Source organism: Thiofilum sp. (assembly GCF_016711335.1).
Taxonomy (GTDB): Bacteria; Pseudomonadota; Gammaproteobacteria; order Thiotrichales; family Thiotrichaceae; genus Thiofilum.
The window spans coordinates 882,558-904,165 of sequence record NZ_JADJTF010000001.1; the positions used below are offsets into that span (position 1 = coordinate 882,558).

The following is a 21,608-nucleotide window of genomic DNA, read 5'->3' on the forward strand; positions in this document are numbered from 1 at the left end:
ATCGGACTTAAATCCTAAGCTACTATAGCCTACGTGTAACTGGTTTTACTCATCAATCCTTCACTTTTTACCCGCACCTGATGAACTTTCAAACATTAGCGATAAGACTAACACCAGCGCCATTAGGATTGAACACCTTATCGTAAGATAAAGTGTTCAAAGACAGTATTAGGGTTTAGCAGGAGGCTGCGACATTGGCTCTACAGGCATAGGACGAGCGGGCATTGGAGCCACCATAGGATTAGGTACGACCATCATCGGCATCATGCGATAGCCTTGAGGAGCAACATACCCTTGAGGCCAACCATAACCCTGTGGTGCTACCATACCGTTTTGCTGCATGGGTACAGGCATTACAGGCACAAAATACATCACCTGAGGCTGACCATAGTACATTTGTGGTCTGGCTAAAGGCATAGGCTGCCCTTGCCCCATCATAGGTGGCATACCCCCTTGTAAAGCCATCATATCTTGTGGCCCTGGTCTAACTTGAGCCTGTGGGTGATGTCCTACTGGATGTCCCTGACTAAGATGAGCGTGCTGTGAATGCGCGGGTGTAGGCTCTGCTTGATAATCCGATACTGGTGCTACAGTTGCTGGGGCCGCTACTACGGCTGGGGCTTCGGGTGCTTGAGCGGGTATTGCATCTTGAGGTAAAGGCTGCATCACTGCTTGAGGCGCAAGCTGTGCATGGGCGGCTGGAGCATTCGCAGGGGCTGACTCAGCCGGTGTAGGAGCATCCACTGATAATTGAGTAGTCGTTGAACCTTGAGCAGGCGTTGGTGCTACTGGAGGCTGAACTGGTGCAGCGGCTTGTGGTGCAGCAGGTGCATCGGGAGCCGGTTGTGCCTCTGGCGCGGTAGGTGCTTGAGGAGCCACTTGAGCTTGTGGTGCTACCGGCTCTGTAGGTTGCACATTAGTATTTTGTACCACTTCAACTGTAGCTACCTCAGCAGCCCCAGTAGTAGGCTCAGTCCCAGTAGCAGGCTCAGTCATAGTCATAGTAGGAGCATCCGGAACTGTGGGCGCTGCGGGTGCAACCATAGCTGTTGTATTAGATGGCTCTACACCCGTAGCGACTTCTACAGGTGCAGTCGGTGCAGCCGGAGGGGTTGCAGCCATTTGTGGCTCTACTAGAGCGGTTGCAGTAGCCGGTTCTAAGCCCGGCATTACACTACTTTCAGTAGGCGCACTAGGTGCAGCCGGTGCATTATTAGCCGCTTGTGGTGCTACCATGGCGGCAGTATCGGCTGGCTCTAGGGCAGATACCACCACCTCATTCGGTGCACTTGGAGCAGGTGGAGCATTAACCGTCATGGTAGGAGCTTCTGGCATAACTGGCTCAGAAGGAGAAGGCGGAATAGTTGCCTGCACATTATTTTCCACCACGACCGAGGCTCCATCAGGCATCATAATCCCTTGTGGAGGAGGTGGCATATTATCCAATACAGCAGTAGAGAAGGCTGGCAGAGTCTCAGTTTCTATACTGTCTAACTGACTAAACGGCCCCGGAGGAGCGTCAGGTAAACCACCAACCATACTACTAGCAGTACTGGTAGTTAAGGTCATGCTGTCGACTATATCAGAGGCTAAATAAGGGCCTTCAGGTGGGGGGGGTAGTTGACCCTGAGCATCCACTTCGTTAGCTATTACGCTTGTAGAGCAACAAGCTGCAATCAGCAAGGCTAGCAAACGTTTTTTAAATTTATTCATCTTCTCATCATCCTCGACAGGTTAAATGGTGTCTTTAGACTTTTTAGTACTGCGTTGACGGGGTTTCTTTTTGGCACCTACCGCTTCACCCGTAGGCCCAGATGGCTGTTGAGCACCTGAAGCACGACTACGCTTAGCTTTTTTAGGATCTGCCTTAGACATTTCAGGCTCTGTAATCGATGTTAAATCCTGAGCTAAACTAACTTCCTCCATATTAGTCAATGGTACTAATATTTGGGTAGTATTTTCAGCAGTAGTTAATGCCTTTTCATCCACTTTAGTCTCAATAGCTGCTGTATTCGCTATTGGGTTTGAATCATCCTCAAGAGTTTCAGGTTGCGGCGCTGCTAACACTAGAATCGTTTCCGTAGGTGACTCAGTATTTAGCTCTGGAGCCACTGAGTCTACTACAGATTCAGCCTTTATAGGGTCAACTGTAACCGCATTATCAAGCACTTGCTTAGTAGTCTCCCTCTCACTGCTCGCTGCCTCTACTGCTACTGGCTCAACCACAGCATCTTCGATTCCTTGTACAGGATTATCTTTTAACACAGCTTCTCTATGAGGTGCTACTGCTAACTCTGTCGTTTCTACTGGCACTGGAGGTTCGTTTACTTCAGCTACTACTTTAGCCACTAATGGCGTTGCCTCACTACTAAGCTCCTGATCCGGTGCGACCAGAGCTGAAGTATCTAGAACTTTTTCACTAATAGGCTTGGGTAGCTCAGATTCTGCTATCTCCACTAACTGAGGAGTACTTTCTGAGGCAAGTGCTTCAGTATCAGTGTCCACCTTTTTTGCTACTTCTAGCATTGGTTTTTCCTCTAGTACTGGAGTGAGATCGGTACTAGCTGCGCTGACAGGCTCAGCAGTTTGCGCCTTAGTCTCCGCCTCGCTCACTGTTGCCTGTGGCTCTGGTACTACAGGCGTATCAGGTACGGGTTCAACTGCTTGAGTCACTACTACAGGCACAGGCTCTACAGGCTTAGCTGGAGTCTCAGCTTTGGGCTTACTCTCAGTTGCTTTTACAGCCTGTTTAGGTACTGCTTTACGTTGCTTCTTGGGTCTAATTAAGCGCCATAACGCACCCAATAAACCTAAAAGTCCTAATAGAATGCTTTGCACTAATGACCATAAATAGAGACCGGCATAAGAGAAAGTACTCTTTAAGGCCTGAGTAGATTTACCTTGTGGCTTATCAGGATTATTAGGGGTACTACCTCCCTGATGGGGGGGCTGTGGATTATTTCCACCTAAAGATCTTCCAGCACTAATGCAACCTAACGGAATTACAATTAAGGTTAATAACGTTGATACTGCACCACCAAAGATGAGCGATACCGCCATACCTTGGAAAATAGGGTCAGTAATAATAACGCTAGAACCCCCTAATAAAGCCAAAGCAGTAATTAAAATAGGACGTGTCCGCGCTTCGCACGAGTGAATCACCGCATCGATGACACTACTACCCTTACTCACCGCTTCACGGGCAAAGTCCACCAATAAAATCGAGTTACGTACAATAATCCCTGCTAGAGCAATAAAGCCAATCATCGAAGTGGCAGTAAACTCGGCATTCATAATCCAATGCCCTGGGATAATACCAATTAAGGTCAAAGGAATAGGCGCCATAATAATAGCGGGCAAAGTAAAATTACCGAATTGCGCCACAATCAGCATATAAATCAAAATTAAAGCCGCACCAAACGCAATGCCCATATCACGGAAGGTTTCAAACGTTACAGTCCATTCTCCCCCCCACACCACAGCGGTTTTACTATCCACATTCGCTGGATCACGTAGCCAATAAAACTCGTCTGCTAAAGCAGTGCCATCGGGTGCTACGTAATTCGCATCTCTAATGATTTGCTCTACTTGCTTTTGACCATAAACAGGAGCAGCTAAACGCCCTGTCCCTTCTGCGGTTACAAACTCAACCGGGCGTAAATCTTTATGGAAAATCGGTTTATCTTGAATGACTTGCTTAAATGAACCTAGCTCATGCAAAGGAATCAACTTACCTTGTGTATTACGTACCGGTAATTGCGCTAAACGCATCATTTGCGAACGCACATTTAAGGGGATTTGTAAAATAATGACGGTAGGTTCCACAATCGAGCGCACATTTTTAATATCACCAATGACAAAATTACCTAATGCCATTTCTAAGGTGCGATTAATATCTTGTACCGTAATCCCCGCACGTTGGACTTTATTTTCATCTACCTCAAAGCGAATCACATTGTAATCGGCTTCCATCAGATTACGCACATCGGTGAGGCTTTCGGCTTGTTCAAAGAAACCCGTGAGATCCTTAGCTACTTGACGTCGCACCTCATCATCAGGACCATAGACTTCCGCTACTACCGTTTGTAATACAGGAGGGCCGGGGGGCATTTCTACCACCTCAATATTCCCCTTAGCGGCTAGTACCATCGGGGTTAATAAATCACGCACTTCTAAGGCAATTTGATGGCTAGTTTTTTTACGTTGGGTTTTATCCACTAATTGAACTTGAATATCCGCCTGCCAAGGTTGTTGACGTAAATAATAATGCCGCACTAAACCATTAAAATTAAAGGGCGAAGCTGTACCGACATAAGTTTGTAGCGCAGTAATTTCTGCAATAGGCTGCATTTTAGTCGCTAATTCATGCACCAAATTAGCCGTAACGGGTAAAGCAGTACCTTCTGGTAAATTCACCACGACATTAAATTCAGGCTTATTATCGAGCGGTAGCATTTTTACCGGCACAGCTTTAAGCGGATACATGAGTAGAGTAACCGCAAAAAATACCCCAATAATGCTCAGTAATACTAAATAGCCGAGTGCCTTACGCTCCACTAAAGGTATTAATAAAGCACGGAAAAAACGTTCCATACGCTGGGCAAGTTTATGCTCTTTTTGCGCATCCTGATGTAATTTAGCTAAGCTCGGTTTTAACACATTCGTGAGCCACGGCGTAAAAGCAAATGCGGCAAATAATGAAATAATCATGGCAATCGACCCCAATACGGGAATCGGCGCCATATAAGGTCCCATCATGCCACTCACAAACCCCATGGGTAATAAAGCAGCAATGACCGTAGCCGTCGCTAAAATCGTTGGATTACCGACCTCACGTACCGCATCGACCGCTATCTCTAAATCTTGATTACCCGCTAATAACCAGCGCCGATAAATATTCTCCACCACTACAATGGCATCATCGACCAAAATACCTATCGAGAAAATCAAGGCAAATAAGCTAACCCGATCAATGGTCATGCCCAACGCCCAAGCCGCGAATACTGTCGTGGTAATAACTGAGGGAATGACCAGTAACACTACGGTTCCTGCTCTCACACCTAAGGCAAGGCAAACTAAAATAGTGACTATGCCCGTAGCAATGAACAGCTTTTTAATCAAATCATTCACTTTAACGCGAGCCGTATCACCATAGTCACGCGTAATAGCCACATTGACATTATCCGGAATAATTTGCCCTTTGAGGGTTTCGAGACGCTTTAATACGGCTTGAGAAACATTCACTCCATTGGTACGATGTTTTTTAGCAATCGCAATCGTGACTGCCGCCGCATTGTCTGCTTTGGTCTCTGTATCACTATACGCCGCCCCGGTGTAATAACCCACCATACTGGTAGCATCACCAGGTCCTTGTTTTACATCGGCAATATCTTGTACATAAACTGGACGCCCCTCAATCACCGCGACCATGAGGCGTTTGATTTCATCTGCTGAGTTTAAAAACGCACCACTATAAATTTGATAAACCCGACTAGAGGACTCGACTCGACCGACTTCGCGCTCAGAATTCGCGGCTTGAATAACACGCGCTACTTGATCCAGTGTCACACCAAAGGTGGCTAAACGCTCCGGCAAGATTTCCACCTGTACTGATTCGCGTCGTCCAGACACCATAAAGCTTTGGCTGGTATTGTTTACTTCGCGTAATTTTTGCGTTACATCCATACCAATTAAGCGCAACTGTGCATCATCTACTTCATTAGACCATAAGGTAATGGTGACTACTGGCACATCATCCACCCCTTTAGGTTTGACTAAAGGCTCATGCGCCCCCAAAGGCATACGATCACGATTAGAGGATAATTTATCGTAGAGCTTGACTAAGGAGGCTTCTAGATCCTCACCTACCTCAAACTGGACGGTTATCATTGCCTGACCATAACCCGATATAGAGTACACATGCTCTACACCAGTCATTTCAGACAAAATACTTTCTAGAGGTCGAGCTACCAAGCCTTCCACTTCTTTAACAGAAGCGCCCGGATATTGAACAAATACATCCACCATCGGGACGGAGATTTGAGGATCTTCTTGGCGTGGGGTAATCATTAAACCCAATACGCCAATCACGAAAAATGACACCAACAATAATAGCGATAAAGGCGAGGTAATAAAGGCACGCGCTGTTAACCCTGCAATACCTAAGGAGTGAGGCTTACTGGTCTCTGATGCAGATGATGAATTCATAGTCCTTTCCAACTAGCGGTTAACAACACGGATTAATTAGCCTGAGGAGCAGTTTCAGCATTAGGCATCCAACCTGAACCCACTTTAGGAGGTGGATTATCAATGACTTGCTCGTTGGGTTTTAAACCTGAAACAATTTCAATTTTAGAGCCATGTAAGTTACCAGTGCGCACTAAACGTAACTCAGAAGTATTATTAGCCACCACTAAGACACTCGGTAGGCTGCGCCCTCTTAAAATAGCGGTTTCAGGAATTAATAAGGTTTTAGCCGCATTGCCATTGCTATTAGCTGAGGGTAAGAAAACCTCCGCATAGACACCGGGCTTAGTTTCAATATGGGTAGGTAGATCTAATTTGACAGTTACTGTATGGCGCTCTGGATCGGCTAATGGGTAGATTTGAGTGACCTTAGCCTTAGTCATGTCACGTATGCCATCGATACGTACATCAATTTCCATGCCCTCTTTAATTTGGCTAACCATGCCAGAAGGAACATCGGCGAGCAGACGCTTATATTTCACATAACCAATGCGTAATAAGGGCTGACCGGGCTGTACTGCGTCCCCTACTTCCACTAATTTTTGTAAAATCACCCCTTCAAACGGCGCTATAGCTTGGGTATTACGCAACGCTGCATCCACTTCTTGAAGCTGCGACATGGCTTGTTGCACCATACCATTGGCTTGAGAAACGCTAGTAGCGCTGGTCATTAAATCGGAGTAGCGAGCGGCTTCCGAGTTATAATTACCCATCATCGAATCCGCCATCGGCTTAGTAAAGAGTTGATCCATCATAGCCGGCATACCAAAGCCGGGCATAGCACCCACATCCTTACTACGCGGTGAAATTAACTCACGGTTATATTGCACCTCGGAAGAGCGTAATGCCGCTTGAGCATTCTGAATTTGGGCTAATACTGCATTACGTTTGGCTAGTAGCTGAGACTCATCAATTTGCACTAAGGCTACATCTTTAGGAAAAGCGGCGCCTACCTCACCTGCAATAAATTTTACTACCCCAGCGGTTTGGGCGGAGAGTGTCACTTCTTTATAGGGGATGACGGTGCTGCCCAATACGGAGGTGGAAGCATTATTTAATACCTCAACGGGTACTATAGTGGCGGCATGTAAAGCGGAAGCATTCAATAAGCCACCTATCAGTAAGCTATAGATCCCCACCATTATCTTCATTCGTTTCATTTAATTACGTCCTCAAAGCTACCAGCAGACCTAACGGGCTAAATACTTGGCCTGTAACATCAATCTACGCTTAATGGTGAACTGAACACCCCCTACTGACTAGCAATCAAAGGGGATAGGGCACTATGGTTCGGGTAATGATGCCTAATTGCCGATGTTCAATGATTAACGAGACTGCATTAGAATTTGCTAATATACCTGTATTTTCAGCATTTGTCTCGCTTTGATTAGCATTTGCTTCTATAACTTCAATCGAGGAATTAATTAAATTATCTAATAAAATTAGCGTTTGTGGCTCAGTATTACGGGTATAGTCGGGATAAACCCATACCTCACGTAATAACTTACCCTCATTAAAACGATAACGAATACGTTGCAAGGTATGTCCGCGCTTACCACTCCAGTCATAATAGTTATTGGTAGTCAGCTCTAATAAGAACCCTTCGCCCGTGCGCATACTAGGTTCAGTAGCATTGAAATCATTAGTAATGGCACGCGGAGCCACCTGACGCAGATCGCGCTCCCACATCATAATAGCCCGCTGGACCTCGGTTAGGGTGGTCAGAGCATTGCGTGATTGCTGCTCGGTAAAGATTAAGGTATTAAGCGCCTGATAAGACATGACTGAAATGACTGCAAAAATACTTAGCGCAATCAGCACTTCAATCAAAGTAAAGCCTGTTTGTTTAGATAATGGACTGGACTGTGATAAATGCCTCATGGAGTGGCTAACCTAAAACCACGCTCAATGGCAACACGCTGCTCAAAATTATCCGCTTTGCTACTCACTTCTACGGTAATTTCGAGCAACTCCGCTTCCGGCGTGGCTTTGACCGTTTGACGCCAATACCAAGTACGCCCTGCCATAGTAGTTTCACCTGTAGCTTCCCCCTCTGAGGCTTTATTAAGTTGGGCGATACTAATTTGATTGAGTGCCACCCAACTACCTATAGTATTCGCCTCTAATGCACTCACAGTATTTAAAGCCCCACCTACCAATTGACTACTAGCCCCCAACACTAATCCCAAAATCAGCAAAGCGACTAATACTTCAATCAGACTAAAACCTGCATGAGCTTTAAAAACTAATGGCTTAGGTAAGTGATGAGAATTACGAGGTACTGCCATTACTCACCCGCCCTAAACCGTCCCACTGTTGTTTTAATTCATTTTTTGCGTGCAGCCATACAAACCCAAACGGCGTCATTTCACCAGTAGGCAGGAATACAATCTGCGGTTGGCGCGGTGATTCTTCATTATTGAATAATTTATCCAGCTCACTAGGCTCTACATATTCAGGCAAGATGACAGGAATGTCATCTAAATAGAGTTGCACTTTAATAATAGGATCAAACTCATAGCGCTCTTGCTTAGTTAAACTAATCATTTGCCATTGTTTAGGCGCAGTTTGCTCAAAAAACTGATAGCCTTTTTGGTCAATTACCATCCCTAACACCCGTGAACTCACCACTGCCTCATTCTGCGCTAAACGCAACACAGCATTGAACTCGTTGGCGACCTGTTCAATAGGATTGGCTTTAACTGCACTTAAAGACACACTGGCAATGCCATACAGCACACCTAAAATAACCAGTACCAAGAGCATTTCTAATAAAGAAAAGCCGGTGTGTCTGGTGCGCATGCTAGCGACTCAACCTAGCGCTGCCAATTGCCAATATCGTCATCACTTTCTTTACCGTCCTTACCTAGACTAAATAAATCATAGTCCCCACCGCTTTTGCTTCCCGGACTGATATAGCGATATTCACGCCCCCACGGATCAACGGGTACTTCTTTAGCGCCTTTAATATAAGGACCTTGCCAGTTACGGGGTACTGGCTCGCCTGAGGGTTTAGTGAGGAGTGCTTTTAGACCTTGTTCAGTGGAAGGAAGCGTTGCATTTTGGGCTTGATAGAGTGTGAGAGTGGTTTCTAGGTTCTTAACCGCGCTGGCGGCTGCAACACGTTTACCCTCATCCGAGGCTCCGGTCATATTGGGAATAGCCACTGCCAGTAATACACCAATGATAGTAATAACGATCAACAGCTCCATTAACGAGAAGCCTTGAGTTTTACGGGTATAAAGACGTTGTTGCCTCATAATCACTGTCCTATTTGATCCTACTGCTAGCAGTAGTAAAGTATAATTATTTACCAGTCGATGTCAGTACAGCCTAGATTAGGTCATAGTCTGCCATGCTGCTTAAACTAAAAATCTGCTTAAAGGTTACATTGTGCCCTTCATCCTTAAGACCTATGGATCAGTATTAATCATGAGTCTAATAATACTTATTGCCCAAGGCTTACCGGATTTATTCTATTATGAACGGACTAAACTAGCACAAGGCGAATTGTGGCGCCTCGTCACTGGGCATTTTACGCATAATAATACGGCACACTTACTCCTTAATCTTACGGGTTTCTGGTTGTGGATAGTATTACAACCCCCTACTTTGCGTATTCAACGCCTCATGAGCCTGAGTATTTTAGTGGCCGGCCTTATGAGTGGCTTATTTTGGTTTACCTTGCCTAAGCTGGGATGGTACTTAGGCTTTTCGGGAGTACTTTACAGCCTATTTGGGGCTTGGGCAGGGTATTTACTTTATACTCGTGACTACCTATTAGGTGTATTACTCGCCGCTACTTTAATCGGTAAAACCCTCTGGGATGCTATCCACCCCGATAGTATCAGCCAACAGCTTATTGGCGCTCCTGTAGTTTACCATGCTCATATCTATGGCTTGCTACTGAGTCCACTCAGTGCCTTGTGCTTATATAGACGTAGCTCACCCGCCCCTCATAAGGCTTGAGAGCAAAAATGCCCTCTTGGTACACTCCCTTCAAACGCGGCTGGCACGCTTTACTGCGTAGCCCCTGCCCACTGTGCCACGCTAACCGCGCCGATGAGCAATTATTATGTAGCGACTGTTTAGCCGCGCTACCTACCCCACCTGCCTTTGAACTTGATCCTGATTTTATGGTGCTCTATGCCTTTTATTATGACAAACCTATTCGAGAACTGATCCTAAAGCTCAAATTTGCGCACTCATTAGCAGACCTCCAATTACTTGCTCAACTCATGACGGCACGCCTAGTACCGCGCATTATTGATAAACCAGAACTCATTATTCCTGTACCCTTGCACCCTAAGCGTTTACGTAGTCGAGGTTTTAATCAAGCCCTTGAATTAGCCAAACCTTTAGGAAATGCGCTAAACTGCCCCATTAGTACCGCTTTTATTAAACGCACTCAATCCACTAAGGCTCAGTCGAGTTTGCGAGCGACCGAGCGGGTTGAAAATGTGCAACACGCATTTGCTGTGATACAACCTATTCCCTATCGCCATGTGGCTTTATTGGATGATGTCATTACCACTGGGGCTACGTTAGGTGCATTGAAACATTTACTACAAGCTCAGGGTATAGAGCGGGTAGATTTTTATGCTTGTGCTCGTCCTTTAGGTTAGAGCTAGGCGTAAACCAACTGATGAGAGATTCATTATGATTCGTAGTATGACTGCGTTTGCCTATCGGGAAGCTAGCACAGAGCAGGGTACTCTGAGCATTGAAGTGCGTTCGGTAAATCATCGCTATCTAGACATTTCATTGCGCCTACCCGAAGAGTTTCGTAGTGAAGAGAATACCCTACGTGATTTTATTCAAAGTCGGGTTAAGCGCGGTAAGATTGAAGCTACCCTACGCTTCACGGCTCAAATCAGTACTCAAAATGCCATTCAAGTCAATGAAGAGCTAGCCAAATCACTGATTATTGCTTGCCGTCAGATTGAAACCATCGCGGGTAATACTGAACCCCTTAAAGCAGTTGATATTTTGCGCTGGCCTGGAGTGACTCAAGAAGCAAGTCCCAATTTGGAACACCTACAGCAACAAGCCCGTGCTTTAGTGTTGGAAGCCTTGAACGATCTGATCACTACTCGTAGCCGTGAAGGACAACGTTTAGCCGAGTTTATTTATGCCCGTTGCGATCAGATTGCTGAGATTTCAGTACGCATTCGCAAGCGGCGCCCGATTATTATTAGTCAATTACGTGACAAGCTTTTACAGCGCATTGAAGATCTTAATATCACCCCAGACCATAACCGTCTCGAACAAGAGCTGGTCTTACTGGCGCAGCGTCTTGATGTGGAAGAAGAGCTAGATCGTATTATGGCGCACTTAGATGAGATTAATGAGGTATTAGAGCGCAAAGAACCGATTGGACGGCGCCTAGACTTTTTAATGCAGGAATTAAATCGTGAAGCTAACACCTTAAGTGCTAAATCTAATGATGCTGAAACCACGCAAGCTACTGTGGATTTAAAAGTATTAATCGAGCAGTTGCGTGAGCAAGTGCAAAATATAGAATAGTGGCTTAATTAAAGTACCTCATCGAACCTAGAGCTATAGATCAGTGGCAATGGACAATAAAGATTATTATGCCCTCTTGGGAATTACCGCGAACGCTGATAATGAAACGATCAAAATCGCTTATCGGCGAGCTGCGCGTAAATATCATCCCGATGTGAGCCGCGAACCTAATGCAGAGGAGGTCTTTAAAGCCGTGAATGAGGCTTACGAAGTCCTCAGCAATCCACTCAAGCGCGAAAAATTTGATCGTTTGTATCAATCTTGGCAGGTAGAACGCGCAACGTTTACCTATACCGCATCCTCATCTCACTCCAAAACAACTATTAATCCTCCTCCACCGGCTGATCACTCTGCCCCGAAAAGCAAGTTAGGTGGATTACTGGATCTGTTATTTGGTACAGCTAATAAACCACCTGTGAAGCGTACTGTGCGTAAAGCCAGTAAAAATATGCCTCAAATTGCCTCGGTGCGTCTTACGCTAGAAGATGTGTACTTAGGTGCGATCAAAACTATCAAGCTTCCCACTGGCGAAAATATTCAGGTTAAAATTCCTCAAGGCATTGAAGAAGGTAAAAAGATTCGTCTACCGGGTAAGGGTCTACAAAAAGGCGATTTGCACTTAAAAATTCAACTGATTGAACATCCATTATTCACAGTACAAGAGCAAGACTTACATCTCACCTTACCTGTTGCCCCTTGGGAGGCTGCTCTAGGCTCCAAAATTACTATTCCGGGGTTGGGGGGGCCACTACAACTTACCATACCTAGTAATATTACCAGCGGGCAAAAACTGCGCTTAAAAGGTCAAGGCATGCCCTCGGCTGAGTTGACTGGAGATTTAATTGTGACTATTCAGATCGAGACACCGCCCATACAAAGCGATCGTGAGCGAGATTTTTATCTGCATATGGCACAACACTTTGATTGGACACCACGCGCACACTTTTAAATCGCCTCTTAGCATTTGCATTTGTTGTTTGGTTAAAACAGTGCTAGCTTTAGCATCCATGGGGATCTGTTGCACCGCTGACATCCACACTACTAAAGCGGCTTAGCTAGGCATAATTCAAATTTATCTTCGCTTTACTTAGGGTAGCAATCTATGTGGTTACATAGACTCAAAATAACGACTGTTATAGGCATTTTTATCACGGCTATAGCCACTATGGCTCAGGCTGGCGTGATTCCTAGTTATGTAGGTAATCAAAAAGTACCTTCTCTGGCTCCTATGTTAGAGCGCGTCACTCCAGCCGTGGTTAATATTGCTACCAAAGGACGCCCTAAAGCGGATGCTTCTGTATTACGCGACCCTTTTTTCCAACGTTTCCTGAATACTCAAAGCGATAAAGAGTCTAGCAAGCCCATTGATGGCACTGGTTCTGGCGTGATTGTACACAGTCGCTTAGGTCATATCCTAACTAACTATCACGTCATCCAAGATGCGGAAAGTATTCAAGTCACCCTCAATGACGGACGCCGCTTTGAAGCTGCTATAGTAGGGACTGATGAGCGTGCCGATCTTGCTATTCTGAAAATTGATTCACCTAACCTAGTAGCCATACCTTTTGGTGATTCCGCACGCTTAAGAGTCGGTGATTTTGTGGTAGCTATTGGTAATCCTTATGGTATTGGTCAATCAGTCTCTTCTGGTATTGTCAGTGCTCTGCATCGTAATCCCGGTATTGGTGAGTATGAGAATTTTATTCAAACGGATGCCTCGATTAACTTAGGCAACTCAGGTGGGGCATTAGTCAATTTAAACGGTGAGCTAGTGGGTGTTAATACCGCCATTTTAGGTGGACAAAGCGGAGGTAATATTGGCATAGGCTTTGCCATTCCGATTAACACAGCTATCGGAGTGATAGATCAAATTATTCGCTATGGTACAGTAGAGCGTGGCGAAATTGGTATAGAAGTCAGTGATCCGAGTGCCGCATTGGCTGAACAAGCGGGGATTGAGGTAGGAGTCGGTGCATTGATTACCCAAGTCTTTACTAACTCTCCGGCTGAGCAAGCAGGTTTAGAAGCTGGCGATATTATTGTCAGAATGGATAATCAGGATATATTCAATGCTAGTGAGGTTAAAAACTTTATCGGTGCAAGACGGTTAGGTACTGAAGTTTCCGTTACATTTGTGCGTAAAGGTGAATATTTTATGACCAGTGCTGTACTGACTAAACCGTATACTAATTAGCCTTTTAGGCTTAATAGTCTCACGTTTAACGGGCTAAATTTGCGCTAAGCTATTGCTTAATAACCTATCTAAGGTTCATCATTTAACTGCATTTAATGACTTTAGCTTCTGTAAAGCGCAACCATTAAAATTCAGTTACAACAAAGTGTTATTGACAATAGTATAAAAAGTGATATAAGTATGAAGACATGGAGATTAGTAAATTTTCCATGGAATCTATAGCCTTAAGAATTGCAATGGATGAAAACGCTTAAGCCCAGCGTTGTTGCGATTCCGCTATAGGGACAGGTTTGGTGTCCCCAATCCAAATCTGTTAATTCAACCCCGGCTTTTAGACCCCCTGTTTGGCCGGGGTTCCTTTTAAAGGATAGTATCTTGCTCAGTGTGAATAGTTGCTGAATCCACATTGTCCTTTTTCTTACAACCTAACCAGCCTTCTAGCTTATCCCATACTAATTCTAACCCTAAACCATCCTGTGCTGAAAAAGCTTGCACACTAATATCCCCATTAAACACGGTTAGTTTCTTTTGGACGGATAACAACTCGTTCATTACTGCACCTCTTTTTAATTTATCCGACTTATTTAGTAATATATGTACCGGTAAATTTCTCGAAACAGCCCATTGCAATAACATACTATCGTGCTCAGTTAATGGATGGCGAATATCCATTACAATCACCAATCCTTTTAAAGTCTGGCGCTTGGTTAAATAATCATTAATAAAGCGTTGCCACTCTAATTTAATCGCCTCCGGCACTTTGGCATAGCCATATCCCGGTAAGTCGACCAAATATTCCCCTTGGGGTAATACAAAAAAATTAATTAATTGGGTGCGCCCCGGAGTTTTACTGGTACGAGCTAAAGAACGCTGGGAACAAATGCGATTAATAGAGCTGGACTTACCTGAATTAGAGCGCCCGGCAAAGGCTACTTCAAAACCTGATTCGGGGGGAAGTGTTTTTGGGGTAGTAGCACTTTGAGTAAAACGTGCCTGTTGAAAGTAATAATTCATGTTAGCATTCTCTAATATTTTTTGAGGCATTAAGATTGAATATGTTATACAATTTTGACGTTTTAACACTCGCGCACCGTGGTGCTATAGTACAGATTTTTTATTGGCTTGACTAATCGCAAGGCAAGCCAGCATAACCAAATTTTTAGATCCTGTTTGTCTATCCACGCAAACAGATACCCAACAGGGTCAAGGTTTATTTATCATAGACTTCAGAGCTTATCGATTTTAGGAGCACTTTATAAATGAAAAAAGCACTTATGATTGCGCTAGCCACTCTCACTATTGGCGCTTCTGCTGTGGCTTGGTCTGCAGGTGATGCAGCTGCGGGTAAAACCAAAGCCGCAGTGTGTGCTGCCTGCCACGCGGCCGACGGTAACAGTGTTAATCCCGAATGGCCCAAACTGGCGGGTCAACATGAAACCTATATTCTTAAACAACTGCAAAACTTTAAGAACAAAGAGCGTGAAAACGCTCTTATGTCTCCTCAAGCAGCCGTCTTATCTGATCAAGACATGCTGGATTTAGCAGCTTATTTCTCTAGTCAAGAAGCCAAACCCGGAGTGGCGGATATGACTAAAGTTGAATTAGGCGAGAAAATTTACCGTGGCGGTAATATTGCAACAGGCGTGGCTGCCTGTGCTGCGTGCCATGGCCCTACCGGCTCTGGTAATCCGGCGGCTAAATTCCCTTCCTTACAAGGGCAACATGCTACCTATACCAAGCTACAACTCAATATGTTCCGCAATAGCAGCCGTGCTAATGATGCAGGTAAAATGATGCGCAACATTGCCTCAAAAATGAGCGATGCAGAGATTGAAGCGGTAGCAGAATATATTGCTGGATTACAGAAGTAAATTTAAGCTCGGCTTAATAATCTGATATAAGACTAGGGTGAGCTTAGGCTCGCCCTTTTTATTGCCTATTATCTGTAAGCTAACCTGAATACGTATGACTCAACGCAAACCTTATAGTACCCAACTGGTGCAGTTCCTAGGCTCAATGAACCTAGCCATTACACTATTGGTAGTTCTTGCCCTTGCCTCCATCATTGGCACGGTGTTACAACAAAATCAGCCGTATACCTCCTATGTCATCAAGTTTGGTACGTTTTGGTTTGATATTTTCCGTCTCTTAGGCTTGTATGATGTCTACTCATCTACATGGTTTTTAGTTATTTTAGCTTTTTTAGTGATTTCTACCGCCACTTGTATAGTACGAAATACGCCCGGCATCCTACGGGAACTCAAACACTTTAGGGAAAATGTTCAAGAGAAGTCATTACGGCTGATGAATAACAGCCATAGTCTATATCTCACCCAACCGAGTAGTGAGATACAAAAAACTGCCCAAGCCATTCTGACTAATCAAGGCTACCGCTTTAAACTCCAACAAAATGCCGATCATGTAGTGATTGCTGCCAAGAAAGGTAATAGCCACTACTGGGGTTACTGGCTTACCCACATAGGCATTATTGTGATTTGTTTAGGAGGTTTGTTAGATAGCCGCCTCCCTTTAATGATTGCCGAATGGAAAGGCGCTATTACGCCTGAAACTCGCCCGATTCCAGTGAGTGCCATTCCTAAGGAAAGTTTTTTAAGCCCTAATAGTTTATCCTTTAGAGGTAATGTTAATATATCCGAAGGTCAAAAAACTGATGTTATCTTTTTACCGGTCCGTGATGGCTATTTAGTCCAACCCCTACCTTTTCAAGTGGAGTTAAAAGATTTTCGGGTTGAGCATTATTCGACTGGAATGCCTAAATCATTTGAATCCGATTTAATTATTCATGATCCTGAATTAGAAAAACCCATTCAAAAAACCATAGCGGTTAATCATCCACTCATTCATAAAGGTGTGGCTATTTATCAAGCCGACTTTAATGATGGTGGCTCACAAGTCGATTTAAAATTTAATGCCTTTAATCCTAACCATCAAACACCCGATCTAAAAGGTAGTATTTTTAAAGACTACAATATTACCAATAGTAATACTCAATACAAACTAGAGCTTACTGATTTTAGGCTATTTAATATTTTACCCATTACTGATGAAAAGGGCGTGGTTCATCAGCGCAATGTAGGACCTAGTGTAACATTTAAATTACGTAATGCAGCGGGTGAAGCCATTGAGTATTTAAACTATATGTCACCTATTCTGATGGAGAATAGAAACTATTTTGTGAGCGGTATCCGTACTAAACCGAATGAAGCCTTAAAGTATTTACATATTCCCATGGATGACAAAGGTACGGTACAAGGCTTTATGCAATTCCTGCATAACCTACAGGACACTGAGCTAGTCCGTCGCGCTGCGAGCAATGCGACACAACAATCGATGCAGGAAGTCAGTCTTAATAACCGTGATATAGAACAACAAGTCATTGAATCTATGGTACGTTTGACTCAAGTTTTTGCTACACGGGGCTTTGATGGTATCACCGAGGATATTGAGCAACGTTTCCCTGAAGCACAACGCAAATCTGTCAATGAAGCCTTTGCTAAAGTACTCAATGCTGCTTTACGTGCAGTATATCTAGAAACCCTAAAAATTAACGGTGTTACTAATCCCACTGAAAAAGACTGGTTATTCTACGATGATAGTTTAAGTGCTATGGCTAATTTACCTTTATATGGCTCACCTTGGTACGTTCAACTGACCGGCTTTAAACATATTCAAGCCTCTGGCTTACAAATGACCCGCTCGCCTGGGCAAAATGTAGTTTATTTAGGTTGTGTGATGTTAACTTTAGGTGTATTCCTCATGTTTTATATAGCCCAGCGCCGTATTTGGATATGGCTAAAACCACAAAATGATACTAATAATGTCGAAATGATTTTAGCTGGCTCTACCAATCGCCAAGTTACCGAGTTTGAAAAGTTTATGGCAACCTTAAGACAGGCGTTTGAATCAACGTCAGTCAGGAGTTAGAACATTATGTCAGTTTCAAGTGAAGCTCTTAATGAGTTATTAAATAAACCTAGTTTATTCCAACGCCTTAAACCTACCGATTGGTTGTGGGCAGCGCTAGTAGTAGCGGGGGGATTATTTGCCTTTTATCAATATAATCATGCGATGGATATTTATGAGCAGGCTTTTCTCATTTTAACTATCCCTTCTGTGATTACCCTAGGCTGGTATTGGCGTGCTTTTCAGCCCTACAGTATTGCCGTTACCCTCTTAAGCTTATTAGGCATTAGTCTTTATAGTGGTGTTAATGCTAATGCTGAAACCGTGTTTGGTTTAAAGTATTTGCTCTCTAGCCAATCAGCAGTGATGTGGATGAGCGCTTTATTTGTGCTGGCCACGGTATTCTATTTTGCCGGACTGATTGCGCGTCATGAGTTTACGCTCAAAACCGCTAGTGCGATTACTTGGTCTGCTTTAGTGATGGGTTTTGTGGGCTTATTAGTACGTTGGTATGAGTCTTACCTAGTTGACCCTGAGTTTGGACATATTCCTGTCAGTAATCTGTATGAAGTATTCATTCTATTCTGTGTGATTACTGGGCTGATTTATATGTATTACGAGGGGCGCTATCGTACTCGCACTATGGGCGGCTTTGTATTATTGGTGATTAGTGCGGCTGTTGCCTTCCTGCTGTGGTATGCGTTTACTCGTGAAGCCGATCAAATTCGCCCCCTAGTGCCTGCTTTAAAAAGCTACTGGATGAAAATCCATGTACCTGCTAATTTCGTGGGTTATGGTGCATTTGCTTTAGCGGCTATGACTAGCACAGCTTATCTGATAAGACATTATTTTAATCATCCGTCGCGCCTAGTCGCCATTTTAGTGCCTAGTTCTATTTTTCTCGGTGTATTTAGTTGGTTATTCTTTAGAGCCATCTTCAGTAAAGAGGTGGTGGCCAATAGTTTATCCACCGACCTGATCCTAGCTGCGGCTACGAATGCGGGCTTAATTGCTTTGGCAAGCACGGCAGTTCTGAGTGTCTTAGGCTTTTTACTCATGCTTCCGAGCACCCAAAAGAATTTCCCTGCTCTAGAGTTATTAGATGATGTTACTTATAAAGCTATTGCTTTAGGCTTTGCTTTCTTCACGATTGCCACGATTTTAGGTGCGATGTGGGCGGCTGAGGCTTGGGGTGGCTACTGGTCTTGGGATCCGAAAGAAACATGGGCATTAATCGTTTGGTTAAATTATGCGGCTTGGTTACATTTCCGCTTTAGTAAAGGTGCTCGTGGTATTCCAATGGCGTGGTGGGCAATTGTGGGATTATTTGTCACATTATTTGCCTTTTTAGGCGTCAATATGTTCCTCTCTGGTTTACACTCGTATGGTGAACTTTGATTAGGTTATACCAGTCTCAGTAACAGATTTTACTAAAACAAGTAACGGAGCAGACGCATGAAACGTTTTTTAAGCCGCATTCTGACAGCAACCGCTTTTACCTTAGTCACCTTGACAGGTTGCTTTTCAGAATCCACCCAGGCCGATAACCTCACGTATCTAGATGGGACACATTACACCACCCTAAGTACGCCACTACCTAAACGTACTGCGCAAAATAAGGTCGAAGTGGCTGAGTTATTTTGGTATGGCTGCCCTCATTGCTATCATTTAGAGCCTGTCATTACTAAATATTTAGCCCAGAAACCTGCCAATGTAGAATTTGTGCGTATTCCAGCCACCCTAAGCCCACGCTGGACTTTCCATGCCAAGCTCTACTACGTCGGTCAATTACTCGATCCACAAGGCACTAAAAATGTCCATGCTCGCATCTTTGATGCTTTACAAAAGCAAAATCGTCGCATTGATAATGAAGACGCCTTAAAACGCTTCTTTGTCTCCCTAGGTTATACTAATGAACAAGTCGATGGTGTGTTAAAATCGATGGAATTAGATAACTTAATGCGCTTTGCTACTGATTATAGTGCTAAATCAGGTGCTGATTCGGTGCCCACTCTGATTGTTAATGGTAAATACATGACAGGCCCTGGCATGGTCGGTGCTGATAATGTGATTGCTACTTTAAATCACTTAACTAACAAAGAAAGTAAATAAATGGCTAAAACTCGTCAACTCAGTCTACTCGATACCGTACTAGGTGAAATCGATCATGCATTGCGTACTGTGCATGGCACATTAGCGACGACTGAACGCCCTTATCCGGCTCAAGGTTTAGCTGAAAAAGCCGATATGACTGAGGCTGAACGGGACTTAGCAGGGCGCTTAATGCGCATTAATCATGCAGGCGAGGTTTCTGCCCAAGGTTTATATCGTGGGCAAGCCTTTGTGGCACAAGATTCGGCTCTTAAACAACATCTTCATCAAGCAGCTATTGAAGAAAGTGATCATCTAGCGTGGTGTTCTCAACGTCTGCAAGTATTAAATGCTCGCCCTAGCTTATTAGGTCCCTTTTGGTATTGGGGTTCGTTTTCAATAGGTGCTATTACTGGCAAGCTAGGTGATCGTTTAAGTCTAGGTTTTGTTAAAGAAACTGAGGATCAAGTGATTAACCACATTAACGAACATCTCACGCGTTTACCCGCTAATGATTTACCAGACCTAGCTGTGTTGCAGCAAATGAAAGCGGATGAAGATAAACACGGTAATGAGGCGATGCAGGCAGGAGGTGCTCAATTACCTTGGCCGATGCGTAAGCTCTTAATGCCGTTTTTGTCTAAAGTGATGACTAAAACCACCTACCGTGTTTAGTATTTAGTGTTCAACTAAGCGAGTCTAGCTGATGTTAGTTAAGTGATCTTAGTTAAGTGAGTGTAGTTAAGCTCTTGACTGAGATAATCAATGACACCTTGAGCAGCCTGCTCAAGGCTCAAATTCACACCTAAATCAGCACACTGAGTCACTTCAAGTCCCGCATAGCCACAAGGGTTAATGCGCTGAAAAGGGCTTAAATCCATATTCACATTTAAACTCAAGCCGTGATAAGTACAACCGCGTGATACACGCAACCCAAGGGCTGCAATCTTACGCCCTGACACATAGACGCCCGGCGCTTCTCTATCCCCTTGAGCAATAACGCCGCAAGGTTTTAAGAGCTGAATAATCGAGTTCTCAATCAACATCACTAGATCGCGTACCCCTAACTCTAAACGCTTCAGATCCAGCAAAAGATACATGACTAACTGCCCAGGGCCGTGATAAGTGACTTGCCCGCCCCGATCAATGGGAACTACCGGAATAGTACCTGCATCTAAGATATGCTCTGGCTTACCATTACGCCCCAAAGTAAAGACGGGTTGATGATTAACCAGCCAGATTTCATCTGCTGTCTCCGTATTACGCTCGCGCGTAAACGCTTGCATAGCCTGCCAGATAGGCTCATAAGCACTTAGATGATCGAGATAAGAACGGACTACTAAAGCTCGCATCTGATTATAGCAACCACACGACCTGATCACAGGCTTCTAGATCGCGGTAGAGCGCATCCAAATGCTCACGGCTTTGCGCATTAAAGCTAAAAGACAAACTGCGATATTTACCAGTACGACTTTGATGCTGGCGCAGATCAGTGCCGGGTTGAATAGCACTGCTGTGTTTACTGGCAACTGCCTCTACTTGTTGCTCAAATACAGGAGAGGCATAACCTACCACCTTAATTTGCATAGTATAGGGGTATTCGATTTGGGGTTGGGTTGACATACAG

General features: G+C 44.3%; 20 protein-coding genes. 10 read left to right on the forward strand and 10 right to left on the reverse strand.

The features are described from left to right. Positions 1 to 168: 168 nt before the first annotated feature. From IPL34_RS04210 to gspG, 7 genes are all read right to left on the reverse strand, one after another. The gene (locus IPL34_RS04210; RefSeq protein WP_296838175.1) at positions 169 to 1,713 is read right to left on the reverse strand and encodes a hypothetical protein; all 1,545 of its coding nucleotides are present in this window, start codon (positions 1,711 to 1,713) and stop codon (positions 169 to 171) included. A 21-nt stretch (positions 1,714 to 1,734) separates the two neighbouring features. Next, positions 1,735 to 6,207 (reverse strand): efflux RND transporter permease subunit, encoded by a 4,473-nt coding sequence (locus IPL34_RS04215; protein ID WP_296838178.1) that lies wholly within the window; start codon positions 6,205 to 6,207, stop codon positions 1,735 to 1,737. A gap of 32 nt (positions 6,208 to 6,239) precedes the next feature. Then, positions 6,240 to 7,406 (reverse strand): efflux RND transporter periplasmic adaptor subunit, encoded by a 1,167-nt coding sequence (locus IPL34_RS04220; RefSeq protein ID WP_296838181.1) that lies wholly within the window; start codon positions 7,404 to 7,406, stop codon positions 6,240 to 6,242. A 106-nt stretch (positions 7,407 to 7,512) separates the two neighbouring features. Further along, positions 7,513 to 8,127 (reverse strand): type II secretion system minor pseudopilin GspJ, encoded by a 615-nt coding sequence (gene gspJ, locus IPL34_RS04225; protein WP_296838183.1) that lies wholly within the window; start codon positions 8,125 to 8,127, stop codon positions 7,513 to 7,515. Then, positions 8,124 to 8,534 (reverse strand): type II secretion system minor pseudopilin GspI, encoded by a 411-nt coding sequence (gspI, locus tag IPL34_RS04230; protein WP_296838187.1) that lies wholly within the window; start codon positions 8,532 to 8,534, stop codon positions 8,124 to 8,126. Before gspI ends, gspJ begins: the two co-directional genes overlap by 4 nt. Further along, on the reverse strand, positions 8,518 to 9,048 hold the full coding sequence (gene gspH / locus IPL34_RS04235) for a type II secretion system minor pseudopilin GspH (protein ID WP_296838189.1): 531 nt from the start codon (positions 9,046 to 9,048) through the stop codon (positions 8,518 to 8,520). The genes gspI and gspH overlap by 17 nt, the downstream gene beginning before the upstream one ends. 14 nt (positions 9,049 to 9,062) lie before the next feature. Next, positions 9,063 to 9,506: a type II secretion system major pseudopilin GspG gene (gene gspG, locus IPL34_RS04240; protein WP_296838192.1), complete on the reverse strand. Its 444-nt coding sequence runs from the start codon at positions 9,504 to 9,506 to the stop codon at positions 9,063 to 9,065. 172 nt (positions 9,507 to 9,678) lie between these two features. Between gspG and rrtA the strand changes: the two genes are divergently transcribed. The 5 genes from rrtA (at position 9,679) to IPL34_RS04265 (ending at position 13,966) form a co-directional block, all read left to right on the forward strand. After that, positions 9,679 to 10,215, forward strand: coding sequence for a rhombosortase (gene rrtA / locus IPL34_RS04245; protein WP_296838195.1), 537 nt, complete (start codon positions 9,679 to 9,681; stop codon positions 10,213 to 10,215). Positions 10,216 to 10,223: 8 nt separating this feature from the next. Next, positions 10,224 to 10,871 (forward strand): ComF family protein, encoded by a 648-nt coding sequence (locus IPL34_RS04250; protein WP_296838198.1) that lies wholly within the window; start codon positions 10,224 to 10,226, stop codon positions 10,869 to 10,871. A gap of 34 nt (positions 10,872 to 10,905) precedes the next feature. Continuing rightward, positions 10,906 to 11,772, forward strand: a complete 867-nt coding sequence (locus IPL34_RS04255) for a YicC/YloC family endoribonuclease (RefSeq protein WP_296838201.1) — start codon at positions 10,906 to 10,908, stop codon at positions 11,770 to 11,772. Between the two features lie 49 nt (positions 11,773 to 11,821). Continuing rightward, positions 11,822 to 12,721: a DnaJ C-terminal domain-containing protein gene (locus IPL34_RS04260; protein ID WP_296838204.1), complete on the forward strand. Its 900-nt coding sequence runs from the start codon at positions 11,822 to 11,824 to the stop codon at positions 12,719 to 12,721. A 153-nt stretch (positions 12,722 to 12,874) separates the two neighbouring features. After that, a complete protein-coding gene (locus tag IPL34_RS04265) occupies positions 12,875 to 13,966 on the forward strand; it encodes a trypsin-like peptidase domain-containing protein (protein ID WP_296838207.1) in 1,092 nt (363 codons plus the stop codon). Positions 13,967 to 14,326: 360 nt separating this feature from the next. Here the strand turns inward: IPL34_RS04265 and yihA are convergent, their stop codons facing one another. Next, the gene (gene yihA, locus IPL34_RS04270; RefSeq protein WP_296838209.1) at positions 14,327 to 14,980 is read right to left on the reverse strand and encodes a ribosome biogenesis GTP-binding protein YihA/YsxC; all 654 of its coding nucleotides are present in this window, start codon (positions 14,978 to 14,980) and stop codon (positions 14,327 to 14,329) included. A 245-nt stretch (positions 14,981 to 15,225) separates the two neighbouring features. On the opposite strand from yihA, the gene IPL34_RS04275 reads away from it, so the two are divergent. The 5 genes from IPL34_RS04275 to coq7 all read left to right on the forward strand — a co-directional run bounded on the left by IPL34_RS04275 (position 15,226) and on the right by coq7 (position 20,656). Further along, positions 15,226 to 15,837 carry a c-type cytochrome gene (locus IPL34_RS04275; RefSeq protein WP_296838212.1) on the forward strand — a complete coding sequence of 204 codons (612 nt, stop codon included), beginning with the start codon at positions 15,226 to 15,228 and terminating at the stop codon, positions 15,835 to 15,837. Between the two features lie 94 nt (positions 15,838 to 15,931). After that, positions 15,932 to 17,911 (forward strand): cytochrome c biogenesis protein ResB, encoded by a 1,980-nt coding sequence (locus IPL34_RS04280; RefSeq protein ID WP_296838216.1) that lies wholly within the window; start codon positions 15,932 to 15,934, stop codon positions 17,909 to 17,911. Positions 17,912 to 17,917: 6 nt separating this feature from the next. Next, positions 17,918 to 19,288, forward strand: a complete 1,371-nt coding sequence (gene ccsB / locus IPL34_RS04285) for a c-type cytochrome biogenesis protein CcsB (protein ID WP_296838219.1) — start codon at positions 17,918 to 17,920, stop codon at positions 19,286 to 19,288. Between the two features lie 57 nt (positions 19,289 to 19,345). Beyond that, positions 19,346 to 20,002 carry a thiol:disulfide interchange protein DsbA/DsbL gene (locus tag IPL34_RS04290; protein WP_296838222.1) on the forward strand — a complete coding sequence of 219 codons (657 nt, stop codon included), beginning with the start codon at positions 19,346 to 19,348 and terminating at the stop codon, positions 20,000 to 20,002. Continuing rightward, complete coding sequence (coq7, locus tag IPL34_RS04295) at positions 20,003 to 20,656, forward strand: 2-polyprenyl-3-methyl-6-methoxy-1,4-benzoquinone monooxygenase (RefSeq protein ID WP_296838225.1); 654 nt, start codon at positions 20,003 to 20,005, stop codon at positions 20,654 to 20,656. Positions 20,657 to 20,694: 38 nt separating this feature from the next. Here the strand turns inward: coq7 and lipB are convergent, their stop codons facing one another. Together lipB and IPL34_RS04305 are read right to left on the reverse strand one after the other, a co-directional pair. Next, complete coding sequence (gene lipB / locus IPL34_RS04300) at positions 20,695 to 21,333, reverse strand: lipoyl(octanoyl) transferase LipB (protein WP_296838228.1); 639 nt, start codon at positions 21,331 to 21,333, stop codon at positions 20,695 to 20,697. A gap of 4 nt (positions 21,334 to 21,337) precedes the next feature. Further along, positions 21,338 to 21,604 carry a DUF493 domain-containing protein gene (locus IPL34_RS04305; RefSeq protein WP_296838232.1) on the reverse strand — a complete coding sequence of 89 codons (267 nt, stop codon included), beginning with the start codon at positions 21,602 to 21,604 and terminating at the stop codon, positions 21,338 to 21,340. Between the last annotated feature and the right edge of the window lie 4 nt (positions 21,605 to 21,608).